At 51.7% G+C, this 15,862-nt stretch carries 12 protein-coding genes; 3 read left to right on the top strand and 9 right to left on the bottom strand.

Annotation, left to right across the window (positions count from 1 at the left end):
• Window positions 1-55: 55 nt before the first annotated feature.
• The 3 genes from VOA_RS00440 to murQ form a co-directional block, all read right to left on the bottom strand.
• Window positions 56-1,111 carry a porin gene (locus tag VOA_RS00440; RefSeq protein ID WP_000739879.1) on the bottom strand — a complete coding sequence of 352 codons (1,056 nt, stop codon included), beginning with the start codon at window positions 1,109-1,111 and terminating at the stop codon, window positions 56-58.
• A 164-nt stretch (window positions 1,112-1,275) separates the two neighbouring features.
• A complete protein-coding gene (murP, locus tag VOA_RS00445) occupies window positions 1,276-2,721 on the bottom strand; it encodes a PTS N-acetylmuramic acid transporter subunit IIBC (RefSeq protein WP_001074160.1) in 1,446 nt (481 codons plus the stop codon).
• Between the two features lie 30 nt (window positions 2,722-2,751).
• Window positions 2,752-3,654, bottom strand: coding sequence for an N-acetylmuramic acid 6-phosphate etherase (murQ, locus tag VOA_RS00450; protein WP_000687211.1), 903 nt, complete (start codon window positions 3,652-3,654; stop codon window positions 2,752-2,754).
• A 229-nt stretch (window positions 3,655-3,883) separates the two neighbouring features.
• On the opposite strand from murQ, the gene VOA_RS00455 reads away from it, so the two are divergent.
• Window positions 3,884-4,732: a MurR/RpiR family transcriptional regulator gene (locus VOA_RS00455; protein WP_000114962.1), complete on the top strand. Its 849-nt coding sequence runs from the start codon at window positions 3,884-3,886 to the stop codon at window positions 4,730-4,732.
• A 26-nt stretch (window positions 4,733-4,758) separates the two neighbouring features.
• On the opposite strand, the gene fhuB is transcribed toward VOA_RS00455, so the two are convergent.
• The 4 genes from fhuB to fhuA form a co-directional block, all read right to left on the bottom strand.
• The gene (fhuB, locus tag VOA_RS00460) at window positions 4,759-6,720 is read right to left on the bottom strand and encodes a Fe(3+)-hydroxamate ABC transporter permease FhuB (protein ID WP_000115025.1); all 1,962 of its coding nucleotides are present in this window, start codon (window positions 6,718-6,720) and stop codon (window positions 4,759-4,761) included.
• Window positions 6,717-7,676: an iron-siderophore ABC transporter substrate-binding protein gene (locus VOA_RS0118845; RefSeq protein ID WP_000335752.1), complete on the bottom strand. Its 960-nt coding sequence runs from the start codon at window positions 7,674-7,676 to the stop codon at window positions 6,717-6,719. The genes fhuB and VOA_RS0118845 overlap by 4 nt, the downstream gene beginning before the upstream one ends.
• A complete protein-coding gene (locus VOA_RS00465) occupies window positions 7,667-8,452 on the bottom strand; it encodes an ABC transporter ATP-binding protein (protein WP_000487057.1) in 786 nt (261 codons plus the stop codon). Before VOA_RS00465 ends, VOA_RS0118845 begins: the two co-directional genes overlap by 10 nt.
• A gap of 130 nt (window positions 8,453-8,582) precedes the next feature.
• Window positions 8,583-10,682, bottom strand: a complete 2,100-nt coding sequence (fhuA, locus tag VOA_RS00470; RefSeq protein ID WP_001204838.1) for a TonB-dependent siderophore receptor FhuA — start codon at window positions 10,680-10,682, stop codon at window positions 8,583-8,585.
• A 135-nt stretch (window positions 10,683-10,817) separates the two neighbouring features.
• On the opposite strand from fhuA, the gene VOA_RS00475 reads away from it, so the two are divergent.
• Window positions 10,818-12,557, top strand: coding sequence for an ABC transporter ATP-binding protein (locus VOA_RS00475; protein WP_000488006.1), 1,740 nt, complete (start codon window positions 10,818-10,820; stop codon window positions 12,555-12,557).
• Window positions 12,558-12,614: 57 nt separating this feature from the next.
• Here the strand turns inward: VOA_RS00475 and VOA_RS00480 are convergent, their stop codons facing one another.
• The gene (locus VOA_RS00480; protein ID WP_000807272.1) at window positions 12,615-12,914 is read right to left on the bottom strand and encodes a DUF3630 family protein; all 300 of its coding nucleotides are present in this window, start codon (window positions 12,912-12,914) and stop codon (window positions 12,615-12,617) included.
• Window positions 12,907-14,742 (bottom strand): ATP-dependent DNA helicase RecQ, encoded by a 1,836-nt coding sequence (recQ, locus tag VOA_RS00485; protein WP_032468443.1) that lies wholly within the window; start codon window positions 14,740-14,742, stop codon window positions 12,907-12,909. The genes VOA_RS00480 and recQ overlap by 8 nt, the downstream gene beginning before the upstream one ends.
• A gap of 162 nt (window positions 14,743-14,904) precedes the next feature.
• Between recQ and rarD the strand changes: the two genes are divergently transcribed.
• On the top strand, window positions 14,905-15,813 hold the full coding sequence (gene rarD, locus VOA_RS00490; protein ID WP_000200147.1) for an EamA family transporter RarD: 909 nt from the start codon (window positions 14,905-14,907) through the stop codon (window positions 15,811-15,813).
• Window positions 15,814-15,862 lie beyond the last annotated feature (49 nt).

Below are 15,862 nucleotides of genomic sequence, written 5' to 3'. Positions count from 1 at the left end.
TGCCGCCCCTTGGGCGGCATGAATCAGGACAATAAATAGAGTGAGGCTTTGCAGGTTACAGCTCGTAACGCAAACCTAAGTGGTAGTAGCTTTCATCGGCATGAGCGCCACCAAACGAGGTTTCACCGCCATTGTAACTGCCGCGCGTACCGCTACGATCCACATAGCTGGTGTAAATCGACGAACGACGCGTCAGCTTATATTGCGCTTCCAACGTGGTATCTTGTAGCTCTAACTCATCTCCACCTTGGTTCTCCAGAGAGCGATAACCGGCACGCAGTACCCAATCATTACTCAGGTTGTACACGGCGGTGAGTTCCACCACTTTATCGGTACTTTTCTGGGCATAAAAACCATCGAGCGAGTCTTCAGAATAGAGCGCGCCGAGCATCCATGAGCCGATGTAATAGCGAGTTCCCGCCCCCCAAAATTGGTATTCGGTATCATTACTGCGTGCATCGCCTTGGGTTGTCTGTGCTGCGATAACAGGCGCTAATGTGCCCCACTCCCCCATATCTAAGGTGTAACGCAAGGCCGCGTTGTAACCGTAGTCGAGTGCGGAGGTATTGTTACCCAGCAAGTAGGCCGCCGAAATATCCCAGTTACCTAGCGTGTTTTGGTACTGCAACGTTCCATCCTGACGGAAAACTTGGGTCGCGGTTTTATCCACTTTATTGGCCTGGCGAGCCATAGACACATCCGAAGAAGCAAACACATCACCGATATCGGTAAACATGATGAGGCCAGAGGAAACACGTCCGCCAGTAATGCGACCATAATCTTGCAAATCTAACCCCGCCCACACATAACGCGCGGTCAGCGAAGGTTTATCGTTCACTTGGCTCGCGTATTCTGCTGCTCCAACTTGGTACTGCGCCATGCCGATCACCGAGGCGTGCTCATTGATGGTTTGTGAACCGCTTAGCCCAATCCGGCCATCGAATTCACCTTTGGCATCCCCATCCGTATTGTTTTTGTTAGTAATGTTGAACCCTAGACGCGAGTAGAGATCGATATTCGAACCATCTTCTGCTTGGTAAATTTGGGCCGCAAAAGCTGAAGAAGAGAGCAGCAAAGCGGGCAACAGTGTTGCCAATAGATTTTTTTTCATAACAAACCTTTTAGTAAAGTAATGACGAGTAGGGTAATGATATTTTTAGGCAAAACTCTCCCCCAGCCTAAAAACAGGCCGTTGTGCTATGTGGGGAAAGAGTAGATAAATGCGCTCCCGCGACTAAATCAGGAGCGCGGCTAATTCATCTATAGGGGGGCGAATTAGCTTAAATCGACATTTTTACAACCGAAGAAGTAGGTAGCAGCAAAGCCAACGGAATAGGAGATGAGCAAACCACCGACAAATACCGCCATACCCGCAAAAATACCTTCGGCCGAAGTCATCAGGGGAATCGCCACCACACCGGATGGGCCAAACACGGTATTAAGGCCAACCGGCAACCCCAAATAAGAGATGAGACCGATAAAGAAGCCACCTGCCGCACCGCCAATACAGGCAGTGACAAAAGGTTTCACCCGCGGTAGCGTCACGCCATAAATCAGTGGCTCACCAATGCCGAGAATGCCTGGGATGATCGCACCTTTAATTTGGGTGCGAATCGTGGTCTCTTTTTTGGCTCTCGCGTATAGCGCCAGTGAGGCACCGACTTGCCCAGCGCCTGCCATAGCAAGAATTGGGAACAGTGAATTAAAGCCTTGCGCTTCCATTAGCGCGAAATAAACCGGCACAAAACCTTGGTGAATACCAAACACCACCGAGATTAAGAACAAACCGGCCAAGATGGCAGCACCCAGTGGGTTATCGTTGAGGTTTAAAAACAGCCATGACATGCCTTTAAACAGCTCACCACCGATAGGCATGATGATAAGGAAAGTCACCGCGCCCATGATCAGCAAAGTCACCACCGACGTCAGGATCATATCCAAATCATCCGGCATATATTCACGCACTTTCCGTTCCACTTGCGCGCCTAAAATTGCCGCCAGTAATACCCCGATGATGTTGCCACGTGGGTCAATCGTAAAGCCGAAGAACTCACTCATCCCTGAGTAAATACCTTTGGTCGCTTCTGGGTCATAACCGAGCACAAACAGCGAAGCCAGAATCGCCCCATTCACGCCGGAACCACCAAATGCCTGTTGCGCATTGTATCCAATCAAGATACTGAGGAACGCAAACAACCCTTTGCCAAACACTTTGAGATAAGTCACCAGATCGAGCATAAACTCGCTCGGGGTTTGACCCACCACGTAGACTTGCTCAAGCAGAGTCGCGATGCCCAGTAGCAAGCCTGCGGCAATAAATCCGGGGATCAGCGGGGTAAAAATGGTGGCAAACTTGCTCAAAAAGCGTTGTACCGCACTGGTTTGCTTGCTCTTCATCTGCTTTTTCTGCTGCGCGGCAATCGTGGAGAGATCCGCCTCGCTCACTGCAGGTGCCACGTTATCGCCCGATTCAATCAAAGCATTCATCATATCCGCGGCCGTTTGTGCTTTACCGGGACCGAGGATGATCTGCAGTTGCGCGTCACTTTCAACCACGCCCATCACTCCGGAAATTTTTTTCAACGCCGCATGATCAGCGAGCGCGGAATTATTCAGCGTTAAACGCAAGCGAGTCATGCAGTTGCCACATTTGGCGACGTTACCACTGCCGCCCACCAGAGACAGCACTTGTGCCATCATGGTTTGGGTTATTTTGGCCATAATCGGCTCCTTGTCTTGTCTCTTCCTGTTTTATTCTTGATTGAGCGCAGCACGGATAAAACCTTGATGCTGCGTCAGTTTTTGCGCCGCTTTCTCTGCCGTAAAGCCCCCTAATATCATCAAAATGGCGGTCTTACAGTGGCGACCACACGCGGCCAATGCGGCTTCCGCTTGCTCAGCGCTTACGCCTGTCGCTTCCACTACAATGTTGGTTTGCCGTTGGATGAGCTTAGCGTTGGTTGCTTCCACGTCCACCATCAGGTTGCCAAACACTTTGCCACTTTTGATCATCGCGCCCGTAGTCAGCATGTTGAGCACCAGTTTCTGCGCAGTACCCGCTTTCATACGTGACGAGCCAGTGACCACTTCCGCACCGACTACAGGGGTAATCACAATATCGGCGCACATTTCCATTGGGCAGCCCGGATTACACGCCAGTGATACTACGGAGGCACCGACTGAGCGTGCGTACTCCATACCCGCAATCACATAGGGGGTACGGCCACTGGCCGCGATGCCAACCAGCACATCCTTTTCACTCAGATGCAAGGCCTTGAGATCGCTTTGGCCTAGCTCGCGGTTGTCTTCCGCATTTTCGACTGCTTTCAAAATCGCTGTGTGACCACCGGCAATCAGACCAATCACTTGCTCAGGTTGACTGCCATAAGTCGGTGGACATTCGCTCGCGTCCAAAATACCTAAACGACCAGACGTGCCTGCGCCCATATAAATCAAGCGTCCACCTTGAGCAAACGCAGCGGTAATCGCTTCCACCGCTTGCGCGACTTGTGGCAAGGTTTGCGCGACCGCCAAGGCGACCAACTGATCTTGTTGGTTGATCACTTGCAGCATGTCCAACGTGGACAAGGTATCAATCTGCTCACTGGCTGGATTACGGCTTTCGGTCACTAAGCGGGTTAAATCAATCTTCATAAGACTTCTCGGCAAATTTCGAATTGAGGCGATTCTATGGAATAAAATATTCCATTTTGGTGATAGAAATCACAATTAAGGTTATTCTTTAAGCAGGCGTTTTTTGGAATAATTGTGAAAAGCATCGAAAAAAATATCCACGCAACCATGAAGTCATTGATTGAGAAAGAGTGAAGTGTGGCGTGCATTATTCCCATTATGGAATATTTTATTCGCAAGGAGTGTAAAAATGTCAGTTCTACAACGCATCGTCAGCCGCCGAACCCAACTTTCCGAGAGTGGTCGCCAAATTGGCGATTGGGTGATTGCGAATGCGCCTCAGGCGGCAGCGATGACCAGCCAAGATTTGGCAGCGTGGGCCAATGTCAGCCAGTCGAGCATAGTCAAATTTACCCAACGGCTTGGTTTTAAAGGCTACAGCGAATTTAAACTCGCCCTCACCGAAGAGCTAGGACGCAAACAAGTCATGGTCAACCAGCCTTTACACAGCAACATTTTGGCCGATGACCCCACCGCCGTGATTGCCCAAAAACTGGTGCAAACCAAAACCGATGCCATGTTTCACACGACCAATGCCCTGCGTTTGGATGAGTTTAGTGAGGCGATCAGCTGGATTCAGCAAGCGGTACGGGTACAGATCATCGGAATTGGTGGCTCCGCGCTAGTCGCCAAAGATCTCGCATTTAAGCTGCTCAAGCTCGGCATTACCGCGCTCACGGAGCAAGATAGCCACGTGCAGATCGCGACCGCTCGCACCTTACATAGCCAAGATGTGCTGATTGCGATTTCATTTTCGGGAGAAAAGCGCGAAATTCTGATTGCAGCGGAAGCGGCCAAACAGCAAGGCGCGAAAGTGATTGCCCTGACCACACCGAACAAAAATCGCTTACGTGAGCTGGCCGATCTGGCACTGGATACGATTGCCGATGAAACGCAGCACCGCAGCTCTGCGATCGCTTCGCGTACCGCGCAAAACGTGCTGACCGACCTGATTTTTCTCACCCTCACTCAGCAGCGTGAAACGTCCGCGCGGCAGTTGATCGATGACATTTCTTCCGACATTCGCCAGATGCGTTGAGAGGCGAGCGCCTCTCAACTTCGGGTTCAGCGTGCACGCTGACTGAGTAACAGCAGCAGGAAATAGCTACCACCAATGATTGCCACTAGCGTGCCTGCGGCGATTTGCGCGGGGAATAACAAGGCTTGCCCCAACCAGTCTGCCCACAACATCAAAGTGCCGCCCACCAAGGCAGCGAGCAGAAGTTGAGATGGAGCACGCTGCGCGCCGAGCATCATCGCCATGTGTGGCGCAATCAAACCGACAAAGCTGACGGGCCCCATGGTCGCGGTCACCAAAGCGCACAACAGCGCGACCAAGATCAGCAAAACTAAGCTGGCGCGACTCGCACTCAAGCCGCGAGCAGAAGCAAAGCCGCGCCCAATTGAGATCAAGGTAAGCCAACGAGACAAGCCAAGCGCCAACAGTGTTAACCCCACCACACCCACGCTGAGCAGCAAAGCTTGCTCGCCCGTGACACGATAAGTTGAGCCCGATAGCCACAGCAAAATCTGATAGCTGTCGCCCGTTCCTTTAGCCAAGGTAAATTGCACCAAGGCCTCCAACAGTGCGGTGATGGCAATCCCAGTCAAAATCAAGCTAGACGGTGCGTAATGATGGCGCCGCCCAAGCAGCAACAGCACCACCAATACCGCAGCGCTGCCAAGCAGCGCCGTCATCCAGTGGGTGCTCTGCAAACTTTGCCCTAAAAACAAGCTAGTAAACACCAAGGCAAACGTAGCCCCCGAAGAGACGCCCAAAATATCGGGGCTGGCTAACGGGTTATAAATCAGCCGTTGCAGTAACGTTCCTGCGATCGCCAATCCCACCCCAGCAAACAGCGCGGTGAGCATGCGCGGCCAACGAAGCGGCCATTGAAACTCACTCGGCAGCGCCCAGCTTGCACTTTCCATCTGCCAACCAATATGTAAACCCAGAGCCAAAAATAAAGCCGCCGCAATGAGCATCACCGCCCATCGAGAAGGCGAACGGCGATGTGGAGACAAGGAGATAGAGAGCGCATCCTGCGCTTGGAGCTGGCGACGACTAAACCAGATCAGCGCCGGAGCACCAATCACGGCGGCGGTAATGCCGCTAGGTACCACTTCCTCCGCCCACACGCTCAGCCCCATGGCGAGCATGTCCGTGGCAAGCAGCAACAACGCGCCAAGCAGCGCACTGCTGTACAACTCCATTTTGGGCGTGCGCGCCCCCAGTGAACGGGCAATATTCGGGGTTAATAAACCGATAAAACCGATCACCCCAACCGCAGTAATCGATGCGGATACCAGCCAAATCCCACCCGCCATCAAAAGTAAAAAGGCAGGCAATACCGCTAAACCACGCGCCGCCGCCCCTTCATGGCCGAGCCGAAGCAAAGTCAGCACTCGTGGTGCAAACAGCACTAACGGGAACACCAAAGCCAAACGCGGCAGCAACCAAGTGAGCCACTCCCAGCCGTTTTGCGCCAAATCGCCCGCGCCCCACATAAACACATTCTGAGCGAACTCTTCGTTCAGCAGTACCAAGGCCGTGGCAATCGAACCCAGCAAAATGTTCACCACCATACCGGAAACAACTAGCGGTAATCCGGTGAGGTTGCGTAGCCCCGCAATCGAGATTATCAGTGCGAAAGCGAGTAGCGCTCCGGCCATCGCAGCCAATGCACTGTAATCGGCCAGCCAATCACTGAACCAGATATTGACGATAATCAGCCCCAACCAAGCACCGGATGAGGTTCCCAACGTCAGCGGTGAGGTGAGTCGGTTTTGGGTCAACTGCTGCATCAAGCTGCCCACCAACCCAAGCACCGCGCCCACCACTATGGCCATCACCGCACGGGGTAGCTGCGCGTAGATAAAATTCACCTGCGCGAAACTTTGCGCGGCTTGATTACCGAGCACCAATTGCCACTGCTCATTGAGAGTTAAACTATGCCCCCACTGTAAGCTAACGAGCGCCAACAGCAGAGTCAGCGCCCCCAAACCAGTTAAACGCAGCACACTCATGATTGCGGAGCCACCGCCAGCAAGCTTTCGGTGATCGCTTCTGCGCTATAACGCAGCGACATCGCCCCGCCATAGCTCCACACGGAACGCACGGAATTGACACGCCCCGCCTGCACAAACGGCATTGCTCGCCACAACACCGATTTTTGCACTTTTTTCTCTTCCGCAAACGGCAAGAAATAGAGCACATAGCCTTGCTCAACGTGTTGCAACTCACTCAAGCGTTTTTGCACTATGCCCCACTCTTTCGGCGGCTGCGGCAGCGCTGACGATAAACCGAGCTGTTCTAGCACATATTGCGGCGTGGAGTTTTCGGTATACAAAAACACCGAGGTTGGGTTGGCAAAACGCAGCGTTACCACCGCAGGTAAAGTGTCACCAAAGGCGTGCTGTAGCGAAGCTTTCAGCTCAGAAAAACGGGCATACATCGCCTCCAGTTTTTGCTGCGCTACCACTTCTTTGCCAAACAAGGTGGCTAAGGTTTTAAAGTGGCTAATCGCCACTTGGGCAGCGTTATCTTGCTCAGCAAAGTTGGGCAGATACACCACTGGCGCAATGCGCCCTAAGGTGGCCAGCAAATCTTGTTGCGGCCCTGCGGCTAAAATGACATCCGGTTTAAGTGCGGCGATTTTCTCTAAATTCGGCTCAGTACGGGTGCCAATATCTTGCACCGAACTTGGCACCTCGGGTTGCACAACCCACTGCACGTAAGAACTCAATTCCGGCGCGCCAACGGGCTGAATGCCCAGTTCAAGCACTTGTTCAAGCAGATCCCAGTTCAGTACCACCACTCGCTGTGGAACCTCAGCAAAACTGTGCGTCCCTTGGCTATCCGTCAGCACAATTTGTGCTTGCACGGGCAGTGCGAATAGACAAAGCACGGCAAGCCAGCCAAAAACGGCCTTTGGTCGGCAAATGTTCCGCAGACGAACATTCCATAGACTCATCAAGCACATACGATCGCAACCTTATTAGTAGAAGAGTGGGAAATGGGATTCGGGTGATCAATCAAACGGATCGGTGAGTGATACAGATCCGACAACCGCTGCTCATCGAGCAACAATTCAGCACCGCCTTCAAAGGCGATCTGCCCCTGCTTAAGCGCCACAATGTGGGTCGCATAGCGCAGCGCCAAATTGAGATCATGCAAAATCACGATAATACCCACGCCTTGGGTTTGATTGAGCTCGGCCAGCAGCGCCATCAATTGATATTGGTGATGCACATCAAGCGCCGACGTCGGCTCATCCAAAATCAGCACCGGAGATTGCTGCGCAAGCAGCATCGCCACCCAAGCGCGCTGGCGCTCACCGCCGGAAAGCTCATCCGCCAAGTTATGCGCAAAACCACTCACCCCCGTTTTTTCAAGTGCCGCATTGATAATCTGCTCATCTTCCTTGCGCCAACGACCCAAGGTGCCGCGCCACGGAAAGCGCCCTAAACGCACCAACTCACGCACGGTTAATCCAGCGCTAGTCGGCAATTTCTGCGGCAAAAAGGCCACCGCCTTGGCGAGGGTTTTACTCGGCAGCGATGAGAGTGATTGACCATTGAGGGTCACTTGACCATTATCGGGCGACTGTTGGCCCGACAGTAAACTGACTAAGGTGGATTTGCCGGAACCGTTGTGACCGAGCACAACTGTCAGCTCATGGGTCGGAATGGTCAAATGATCGATCGCCAAAATGGTGCGCCCACCGCGAACCATTTGAATATCAGCTAACTGAAACATTGATCCCCCTAATAATTGGCATTCAATAAAAACAACAAATCCCGCCAGAAGCGGGAGTTGTCTGGCAGCCAATCATCCTAGAATACGAACAATCGGCTACCCCAAACGGCAAGTTCACAACAAGTGCCGACTACCAGCGATAGTTGGCACTGAGCACAGCACTGCGTGATTGGCCGTAGTAACACCAGTAATCACACCCAGAAACGAACTCGCGATCAAACAGGTTGTTGATGTTGAGCTGCGCTTGCCAGTTTTCTGTGATTTCATAGCCCGCCATCAGATCCACCAAAGTTACACTCGGCACCGTACGATCACTCGAACGCGGGTTATCTTTCGACTCACCGATGTAACGTACGCCGGAGCCAAACGTCCAACCTTGCAGACCAAGCTGCGCCGCATCGTAATCCAGCCACGCTGACGCTTGATGTTTCGGGATCAAACCGGCTTGTTGCGTGCCCTTGCCACCCGTTTCATCGGTTTTGGCATCGGTGAAGGTGTAGCTGGCGGTCAGTTTCAAGCTATCGGTGACATAACCCACGCTTTCGACTTCAATGCCTTGGGCGGTCATTTCACCCGTTTGCGTTGCCACAAAAGTCGTTGGGTTGGTCACCAGCGCATTTTGTTGGGTGATATCAAACCAAGCTAGATTGATGTAACCATCATAAAACTCTGGCTGGTACTTCACGCCAACCTCAGTTTGTTCGCCTTTCAGTGGCTTATACAACTCACCCGTCGCGCTATCAATGGTGCTGAGCACATCAAACGATTGTGAATAGCTGAGGTAAGGCGATACACCATTACTGGCTAGATACATCAAACCCGCATTGAATGAAAACTCCGCATCGCTGCGGCTTTTACGCTGCGCGTTCTTTTGGCTTTCGTTTTCAGTATCGACCCAATCCATACGGCCGCCAATCAGGCCAATCCACTGCTGATCCAGCTTGATTTGGTACTGCGCGTACAAACTCGCTTGCTCTTTAGTAATTGTGCGATCCGCTGCGGAAGATTCATCGATAGGCGTGTAATTGCCATAAATCGGGTTGAACGGATTGATGGTGCCAAAGCTGTAGTTATCTAACTCAACACCTTGAGTCTGGTGGCGTTGCAACTCTAAGCCCATCAACAGCGTGTTTTCAACACGTGCAGAATCCCACTTCGCCACCGCTTTGTTATCTAAGCTCAAGCTTTCGGTTGAACCATCACGGAACACAATGCCTTGCGTTAATGTATCTTTACTTGGGTCATCATTCGAGAAAGCGTAGCTGCTGCGCAGATAGAGATCGTTATCGCCGTAATTGAAGGTCTGTGACAGCGCCCAGACATCATTAAGATCATGTTCGAACAAGTAACCCAATGACACCTGACGACGCTCATACTTGTCGTAATCCGGTTGCCCTAAGTTGGTAGAGGGATCGATATGACCAAAGTTGGAATCGATTAAGGTGCCCGCCGCAGGGAAAAATGGGTTAGTCGGCACACCGCTGTCTTCCAAAAAGCTCGCCAACAGGGTTAAACGGGTTTGCTCAGAAATATCGATGCTGAGACTTGGCGCAAGGTAGTTACGGCTGGTTTGCGTACCGTTCAACTGCCCATCATTCTCTTTCATCAACGCGACTAAACGGTAACGCACGGAACCGTCTTGATTCGCGTAATCGGAAATGTCTAAGGTTAAGGTGCGCAGCGCATCATTACCCACTTGTAGGCCAACCTCACCTTGTGGAATGTCGGTCGGTTTCTTCTGCACCGCATTGACCACCCCACCCGGAGGTGCCTCACCATACAAAATCGAAGCAGGACCTTTCAGCACTTCAATACGCTCTAAAGCGTAAGGTTCGATAAGCCAAGTGTAGTAACCATCACGGAACAGGCGACTGCCATCTTGATAGGTCGCAGCATCAAAACCACGCACTTTGAGCCAATCAGTATCATTGTCCGCGCCATAAGGTTGAGCGGTGACGCCGGAGGTATAGCGCAGCGCTTCATCCAATTTTTGTGGCGCGCGAGCCACAATCTCTTCTTGAGTGACTATCGATAACGCTTTTGGCGTTTCTTGTGCGGGGGTTTCCACTTTCAAGGCTGAAGCGGTCACCACTAAGGTTTCTAACTGCTGAGTTTCTTGATCGGTATTGGCCATTGCACTCGGTGCGGCAACCAAAACGACAGGGATGAAGTGCAAGCGAAGCGCACGACGAATGTATTGTCCGATCTGACTCGGGCGAATATCACGCATGATAAAACCTCTGCTGTATGATTTGAGAATTATTTTTATTAGTATTAACTTTCCGCAATTTTAGTGATAATTAGCTTAATTAAAAAGTAAAAATTGCGAATCTTTCTCAATTTCATTCAGTAAGGCACCCTGTTCATGTTTCAATGGTTTGAAAAACTGACCGAACCTTTTCCGGCTCAAGAGCCACAAACGCCGCCGAAATCTTTGGTTGCTTTCTGCCGCTATTACACGCAAGGCTTTGAAAAACCGCTGTTATTGATGTCGCTACTCAGCGCCTGCGTAGCGATGGCGGAAGTCACACTCGTGCGTTACATGGGGGAGATTGTTGATATTCTCAGCACTCAAGAGCGCCACCAGTTTTGGGAAATGCATGGCGAACGGCTGTGGACAATGGCGGCACTGGTACTGGTGGTGATGCCAATTCTGGCACTCGTACACTCGATGTTGCTGCATCAAACCATTTTGGGTAACTACCCGATGTCGATCCGCTGGTCGACTCATCGCTATTTACTCAAACAAAGTATCGGCTTCTTCCAACGTGATTTTGCTGGGCGCGTTGCGACAAAAGTGATGCAAAATGCGAATAGCGTGCGCGAAACGGTGCTGAAATTGGTCGATCTGTCGGTCTATATCGCGATTCAGGTCTACTTCGTACCCCGCTTAAAAACCATTTCGACCGATCAAGCCAACGCACAATCGCAAATGACCGGGCGGATTGTTGATACCTACACCAACATCACCACCGTAAAACTGTTCTCCCACTCTCAACGCGAAACCACCTACGCAAAATCGGGCATGAAGCAGTTTCTACACACGGTTTACCGCCAGATGCGTACCTTAACCTCGCTTCTCTACAGTGTGGATCTGATCAACTATCTGTTGCTGTTTAGCATTGCTGCTCTCTCGATCCAGTTATGGCTCGCAGAAACGGTCACCGTCGGGGTGATCGCAATTGGCATTACGATCGCGCTGCGCATGCAAGGCATGTCGAAGTGGATCATGTGGGAAATTCGCGCTCTGTTTGAAAGCGTTGGCACCGTGATTGACAGCATGAACACCATAGCGAACCCAGTGGAAATTGAGGATCGCCCGCAAGCAAAATCGCTCCAAGTGAAATTTGGTGAGCTGAGCTTCGCGCAAGTTCGTTTTGGTTACAGCGCGCAAAAAACCGTGTTTGACGATCTCAACTTAGTGATTCAAGCCGGAGAGAAAGTCGGTATTGTCGGCCACTCTGGCGCGGGGAAATCCACGTTAGTCAATCTACTGCTGCGTTTTTATGATGTGCAAAGCGGTCAGATTCGAATTGATGGGCAAGACATTAGCCATGTCAGCCAAGAGTCGTTGCGCCGCCATATCGGCATGATCACCCAAGATACTTCACTGCTGCACCGCTCGATCCGCGATAACATTTTGTACGGCGACCCGGATGCCGATCAAGCCGCCATCGAAGAAGCCGCCCGCCAAGCGCATGCTCATGATTTCATTCAGGAGTTGCAAGATGAACAAGGCCGCACTGGGTATGATGTTCAAGTCGGTGAACGTGGCGTGAAACTGTCTGGCGGCCAACGTCAACGTATTGCGATCGCACGTGTGCTCCTGAAAAACGCGCCCATCTTAATCATGGACGAAGCAACTTCCGCACTCGATTCTGAAGTGGAATCAGCCATTCAAGAGAATCTGCATACTTTGATGGCAGGCAAAACCGTGATTGCGATTGCGCACCGTTTATCGACAATTGCCGCGATGGATCGGCTGATTGTAATGGATGAAGGGAAAATCGTAGAACAAGGCACACATCAAGAGCTACTGGCGCACAAAGGGATTTATGCCCAGTTATGGGCGCACCAGACGGGCGGTTTTATTGGCGAAGCCTAATCCACCGTACATCCGAAAATCGTGAAGCGGATGGGGGGAACCTCACCCTGTCGTTAATCAGATTTGGGACAGGAGCTTGGCAATAAACGCCAGCTCCTCATCACCCTGACCTGCGGTTAGGGTTTCCAGCCACAATGATTGGCTGTAATGCTCACCGCGCAACAGCAAATGGCAACCTTCGAAATCGATCAGCCAAGTGTGCAGATCCGCATCGCACTGCTTTTCCAACACCCGAGCAGAAAGCAGGTTCACCAAACGCAAAGCGGTTTCAGCAAAAGCATCAAAATCGAAGTTTTCGGCGCGCACAATCAAGCGCCCTTCCGCGGCAAGGTATTCGCTTAAGCCAAACTCAGCCATGGTAAGTCAAATGCTCCTGAATCAGATCCAAAAACGGGTCGGCGTATTTTTCCAGCTTGCGCTGCCCAACCCCATTCACCGCCAACATTTCGCCATAAGAGGTCGGCATGATCTCCGCCATATCAATCAAGGTGGCATCACTGAACACCACATACGGTGGTAACCCTTCGTCATCGGCGATCGATTTACGCAACTTACGCAGTTTGGCAAACAGCTTTTTGTCGTAGTTTTTGCCCGACAACTTATCGGATTTCGCCGCGCGCGCCGCGGTATCTAAACGCGGTACCGCCAGCTCAATATTCATCTCACCGCGCAGCAGCGGGCGTGCTTCTTCAGTCAGTTGCAGCGTCGAGTTACGCGTGATGTTTTGGTAGAGCATGCCTTTGTGGATCAGTTGGCGGAAAATACTCACCCAGTAATCGTGGCTGTGATCGCGGCCAATCCCATAAGTGGTAATTTTGTCGTGACCATGCTCGCGAATGCGGATGTTCTGCATGCCGCGCAGCACTTCCACCACATAGCCGATCCCGAAGTTTTGATTGACGCGATAGACACACGACAGTGCTTTGCGCGCCTCTTCCGTGGCATCAAAACGCTTGGGCGGATCGAGGCAGATATCGCAGTTGCCACACGGCTGATCGCGATATTCGCCAAAATAATTGAGCAGTACTTGGCGGCGACAAGTTTGCGCTTCAGCAAATGCGCCCATCGCGGTGAGCTTGTGGCTTTCGACCTGTTTTTGCGCGCCATCGGGCTTTTCATCGAGCATGCGGCGCAGCCAGTTCATGTCCGCGGGGTCGTACAGCATCATGGCTTCAGCAGGCAGACCATCACGCCCTGCGCGGCCAGTTTCCTGATAGTAGGATTCAATGTTGCGTGGAATATCAAAATGCACCACAAAGCGCACGTTGGGTTTATTAATCCCCATGCCAAACGCCACGGTCGCCACCACAATTTGCAGGTCATCACGCTGAAACGCCTCTTGCACCCAAGCGCGTTCATCGGCGTCCATCCCCGCATGGTAACTGGCAGCACGAATGTGGTTTCCGCACAGCTTTTCGGTGAGCATTTCCACTTTTTTACGGCTGCCACAATAAATGATGCCGCACTGCCCGCGCTGAGTTTCCAGATAACGAATCACTTGCGAAACTGGCTTATGTTTTTCCACCAGCATGTAGCGAATATTCGGGCGATCAAAACTGCCCAGATACTGATGCGGCTCATTGAGCTGCAAACGCTGCATAATGTCGTGACGCGTTGCGTCATCCGCAGTCGCAGTCAGTGCCATCACAGGGATATTGGGAAAACGCTGCTTAAGCTGGCCTAACGAAGCGTACTCAGGGCGAAAATCGTGTCCCCATTGCGAAATACAGTGCGCTTCATCGACCGCAATCATAGCTAAAGGCAGATGGCTAAGACGCTCGATAAACTCGGCGGTCAATACCCGCTCTGGCGACACATACAACAGCTTGAGCTGCCCTGCGTGCATGCGGTTGTAAATCGCGATCAGCTCCTCGCGCGTCAACGTGGAATTCACGCACTCTGCCGCCACACCATTGGCTTTAAGCTGGTCAACCTGATCTTTCATCAGCGAAATCAGGGGAGAAATCACTAAGGTGACCCCTTCGCGCACCAGCGCTGGGATCTGGTAACAGAGTGATTTACCACCACCCGTCGGCATGATGACCAAGCTATCACGCCCAGCCAACGCCGCTTCAATCACCTCTTGCTGACCAACGCGAAATTGCTGATAGCCAAACACCTCGTGTAAAACACGTTCAGGAGTCACAGAGGGAGCAGAAGATTCAGCCATTAAGGTCGCGGTCATATCGGTAGAGTGCAAAGTGTGAGTCATCAGTCGCCAACAAGCTGGCTATTGTAGGGGGGTTGCCCGGTGAATAAAACCGCAAAATACGTACAGTGTACGATTCTCAGGTTATACTCCGGCTCCGTAGCTTAAATTCACTAGCTAACCAGAGAGCATACGCCAATGACATCCGAACAAAACAACGCCAAAAAAGGCATTTTGCTCGCGATTAGCGCCTACACCATGTGGGGTGTGGCACCGATTTATTTCAAAGCCCTTGGCACCATCTCCACTCCAGAAATTCTTAGCCATCGAGTGCTATGGTCGTTTGTTTTACTGGCGGTGCTGATCCATTTCGGTCATCGCTGGCGCAGCGTGGTTGGCGTAGTACAAACTCCACGTAAATTTTGGCTGCTGTTAGTCACCGCGCTATTAGTTGGTGGTAACTGGTTGATTTTTATCTGGTCAATCAATTCAAATAAGATGTTGGATGCCAGCTTAGGCTACTACATTAACCCGCTGCTCAACGTGCTGCTCGGCATGCTGTTTTTAGGGGAACGGCTGCGTAAATTACAGTGGTTTGCGGTAACGCTTGCCGCCATTGGGGTGGGCATTCAGTTGGTGGTGTTTGGCTCAGTACCGATTGTGGCGATTGCTCTTGCCACCACCTTCGGCTTTTACGGTTTGCTGCGTAAGAAAATCCAAGTGGATGCGCAAACTGGCTTGTTCCTTGAAACCCTATTTATGCTGCCCGCTGCAGCAATTTATCTGTTTTGGTTTGCCGACAGCACCACCAGCAATCTGCTGCTTAATGGCTGGCAACTCAACCTGCTGCTGATCTCAGCGGGGGTAGTCACGACTTTACCTTTACTCTGCTTTACCGGAGCGGCAGCGCACCTCAAACTCTCTACGCTAGGCTTTTTCCAATACATTGGCCCAAGTTTAATGTTTCTGCTCGCGGTGTTGGTGTATGGCGAAGCCTTTACCAGCGATAAAGCCATCACCTTTGCTTTTATTTGGGGCGCTCTCGCGGTATTCAGTTTTGATGGTTTAACAGCGGGACGAGCAGCTCGCCGCGCACAACAGCACTAAATCACAGGAGGTAAGCCATTCCTTGCTTAGCTCCTTTTTCCTCTCATAA

The sequence above is a fragment of the Vibrio sp. RC586 genome, assembly GCF_000176715.1.
Taxonomy (GTDB): domain Bacteria; phylum Pseudomonadota; class Gammaproteobacteria; order Enterobacterales; family Vibrionaceae; genus Vibrio.
The sequence above is the reverse complement of the archived record's forward strand: the minus strand, read 5'-3'. Positions and strand labels throughout refer to the sequence as shown.

What these genes read in the sequence shown, in the direction of transcription:
- VOA_RS00440 (WP_000739879.1), bottom strand. Translation starts at nt 1,111, where the DNA reads ATGAAAAAAAATCTATTGGCAACACTGTTGCCCGCTTTGCTGCTCTCT.
- murP (WP_001074160.1), bottom strand. Translation starts at nt 2,721, where the DNA reads ATGGCCAAAATAACCCAAACCATGATGGCACAAGTGCTGTCTCTGGTG.
- murQ (WP_000687211.1), bottom strand. Translation starts at nt 3,654, where the DNA reads ATGAAGATTGATTTAACCCGCTTAGTGACCGAAAGCCGTAATCCAGCC.
- VOA_RS00455 (WP_000114962.1), top strand. Translation starts at nt 3,884, where the DNA reads ATGTCAGTTCTACAACGCATCGTCAGCCGCCGAACCCAACTTTCCGAG.
- fhuB (WP_000115025.1), bottom strand. Translation starts at nt 6,720, where the DNA reads ATGAGTGTGCTGCGTTTAACTGGTTTGGGGGCGCTGACTCTGCTGTTG.
- VOA_RS0118845 (WP_000335752.1), bottom strand. Translation starts at nt 7,676, where the DNA reads ATGTGCTTGATGAGTCTATGGAATGTTCGTCTGCGGAACATTTGCCGA.
- VOA_RS00465 (WP_000487057.1), bottom strand. Translation starts at nt 8,452, where the DNA reads ATGTTTCAGTTAGCTGATATTCAAATGGTTCGCGGTGGGCGCACCATT.
- fhuA (WP_001204838.1), bottom strand. Translation starts at nt 10,682, where the DNA reads ATGCGTGATATTCGCCCGAGTCAGATCGGACAATACATTCGTCGTGCG.
- VOA_RS00475 (WP_000488006.1), top strand. Translation starts at nt 10,818, where the DNA reads ATGTTTCAATGGTTTGAAAAACTGACCGAACCTTTTCCGGCTCAAGAG.
- VOA_RS00480 (WP_000807272.1), bottom strand. Translation starts at nt 12,914, where the DNA reads ATGGCTGAGTTTGGCTTAAGCGAATACCTTGCCGCGGAAGGGCGCTTG.
- recQ (WP_032468443.1), bottom strand. Translation starts at nt 14,742, where the DNA reads ATGACCGCGACCTTAATGGCTGAATCTTCTGCTCCCTCTGTGACTCCT.
- rarD (WP_000200147.1), top strand. Translation starts at nt 14,905, where the DNA reads ATGACATCCGAACAAAACAACGCCAAAAAAGGCATTTTGCTCGCGATT.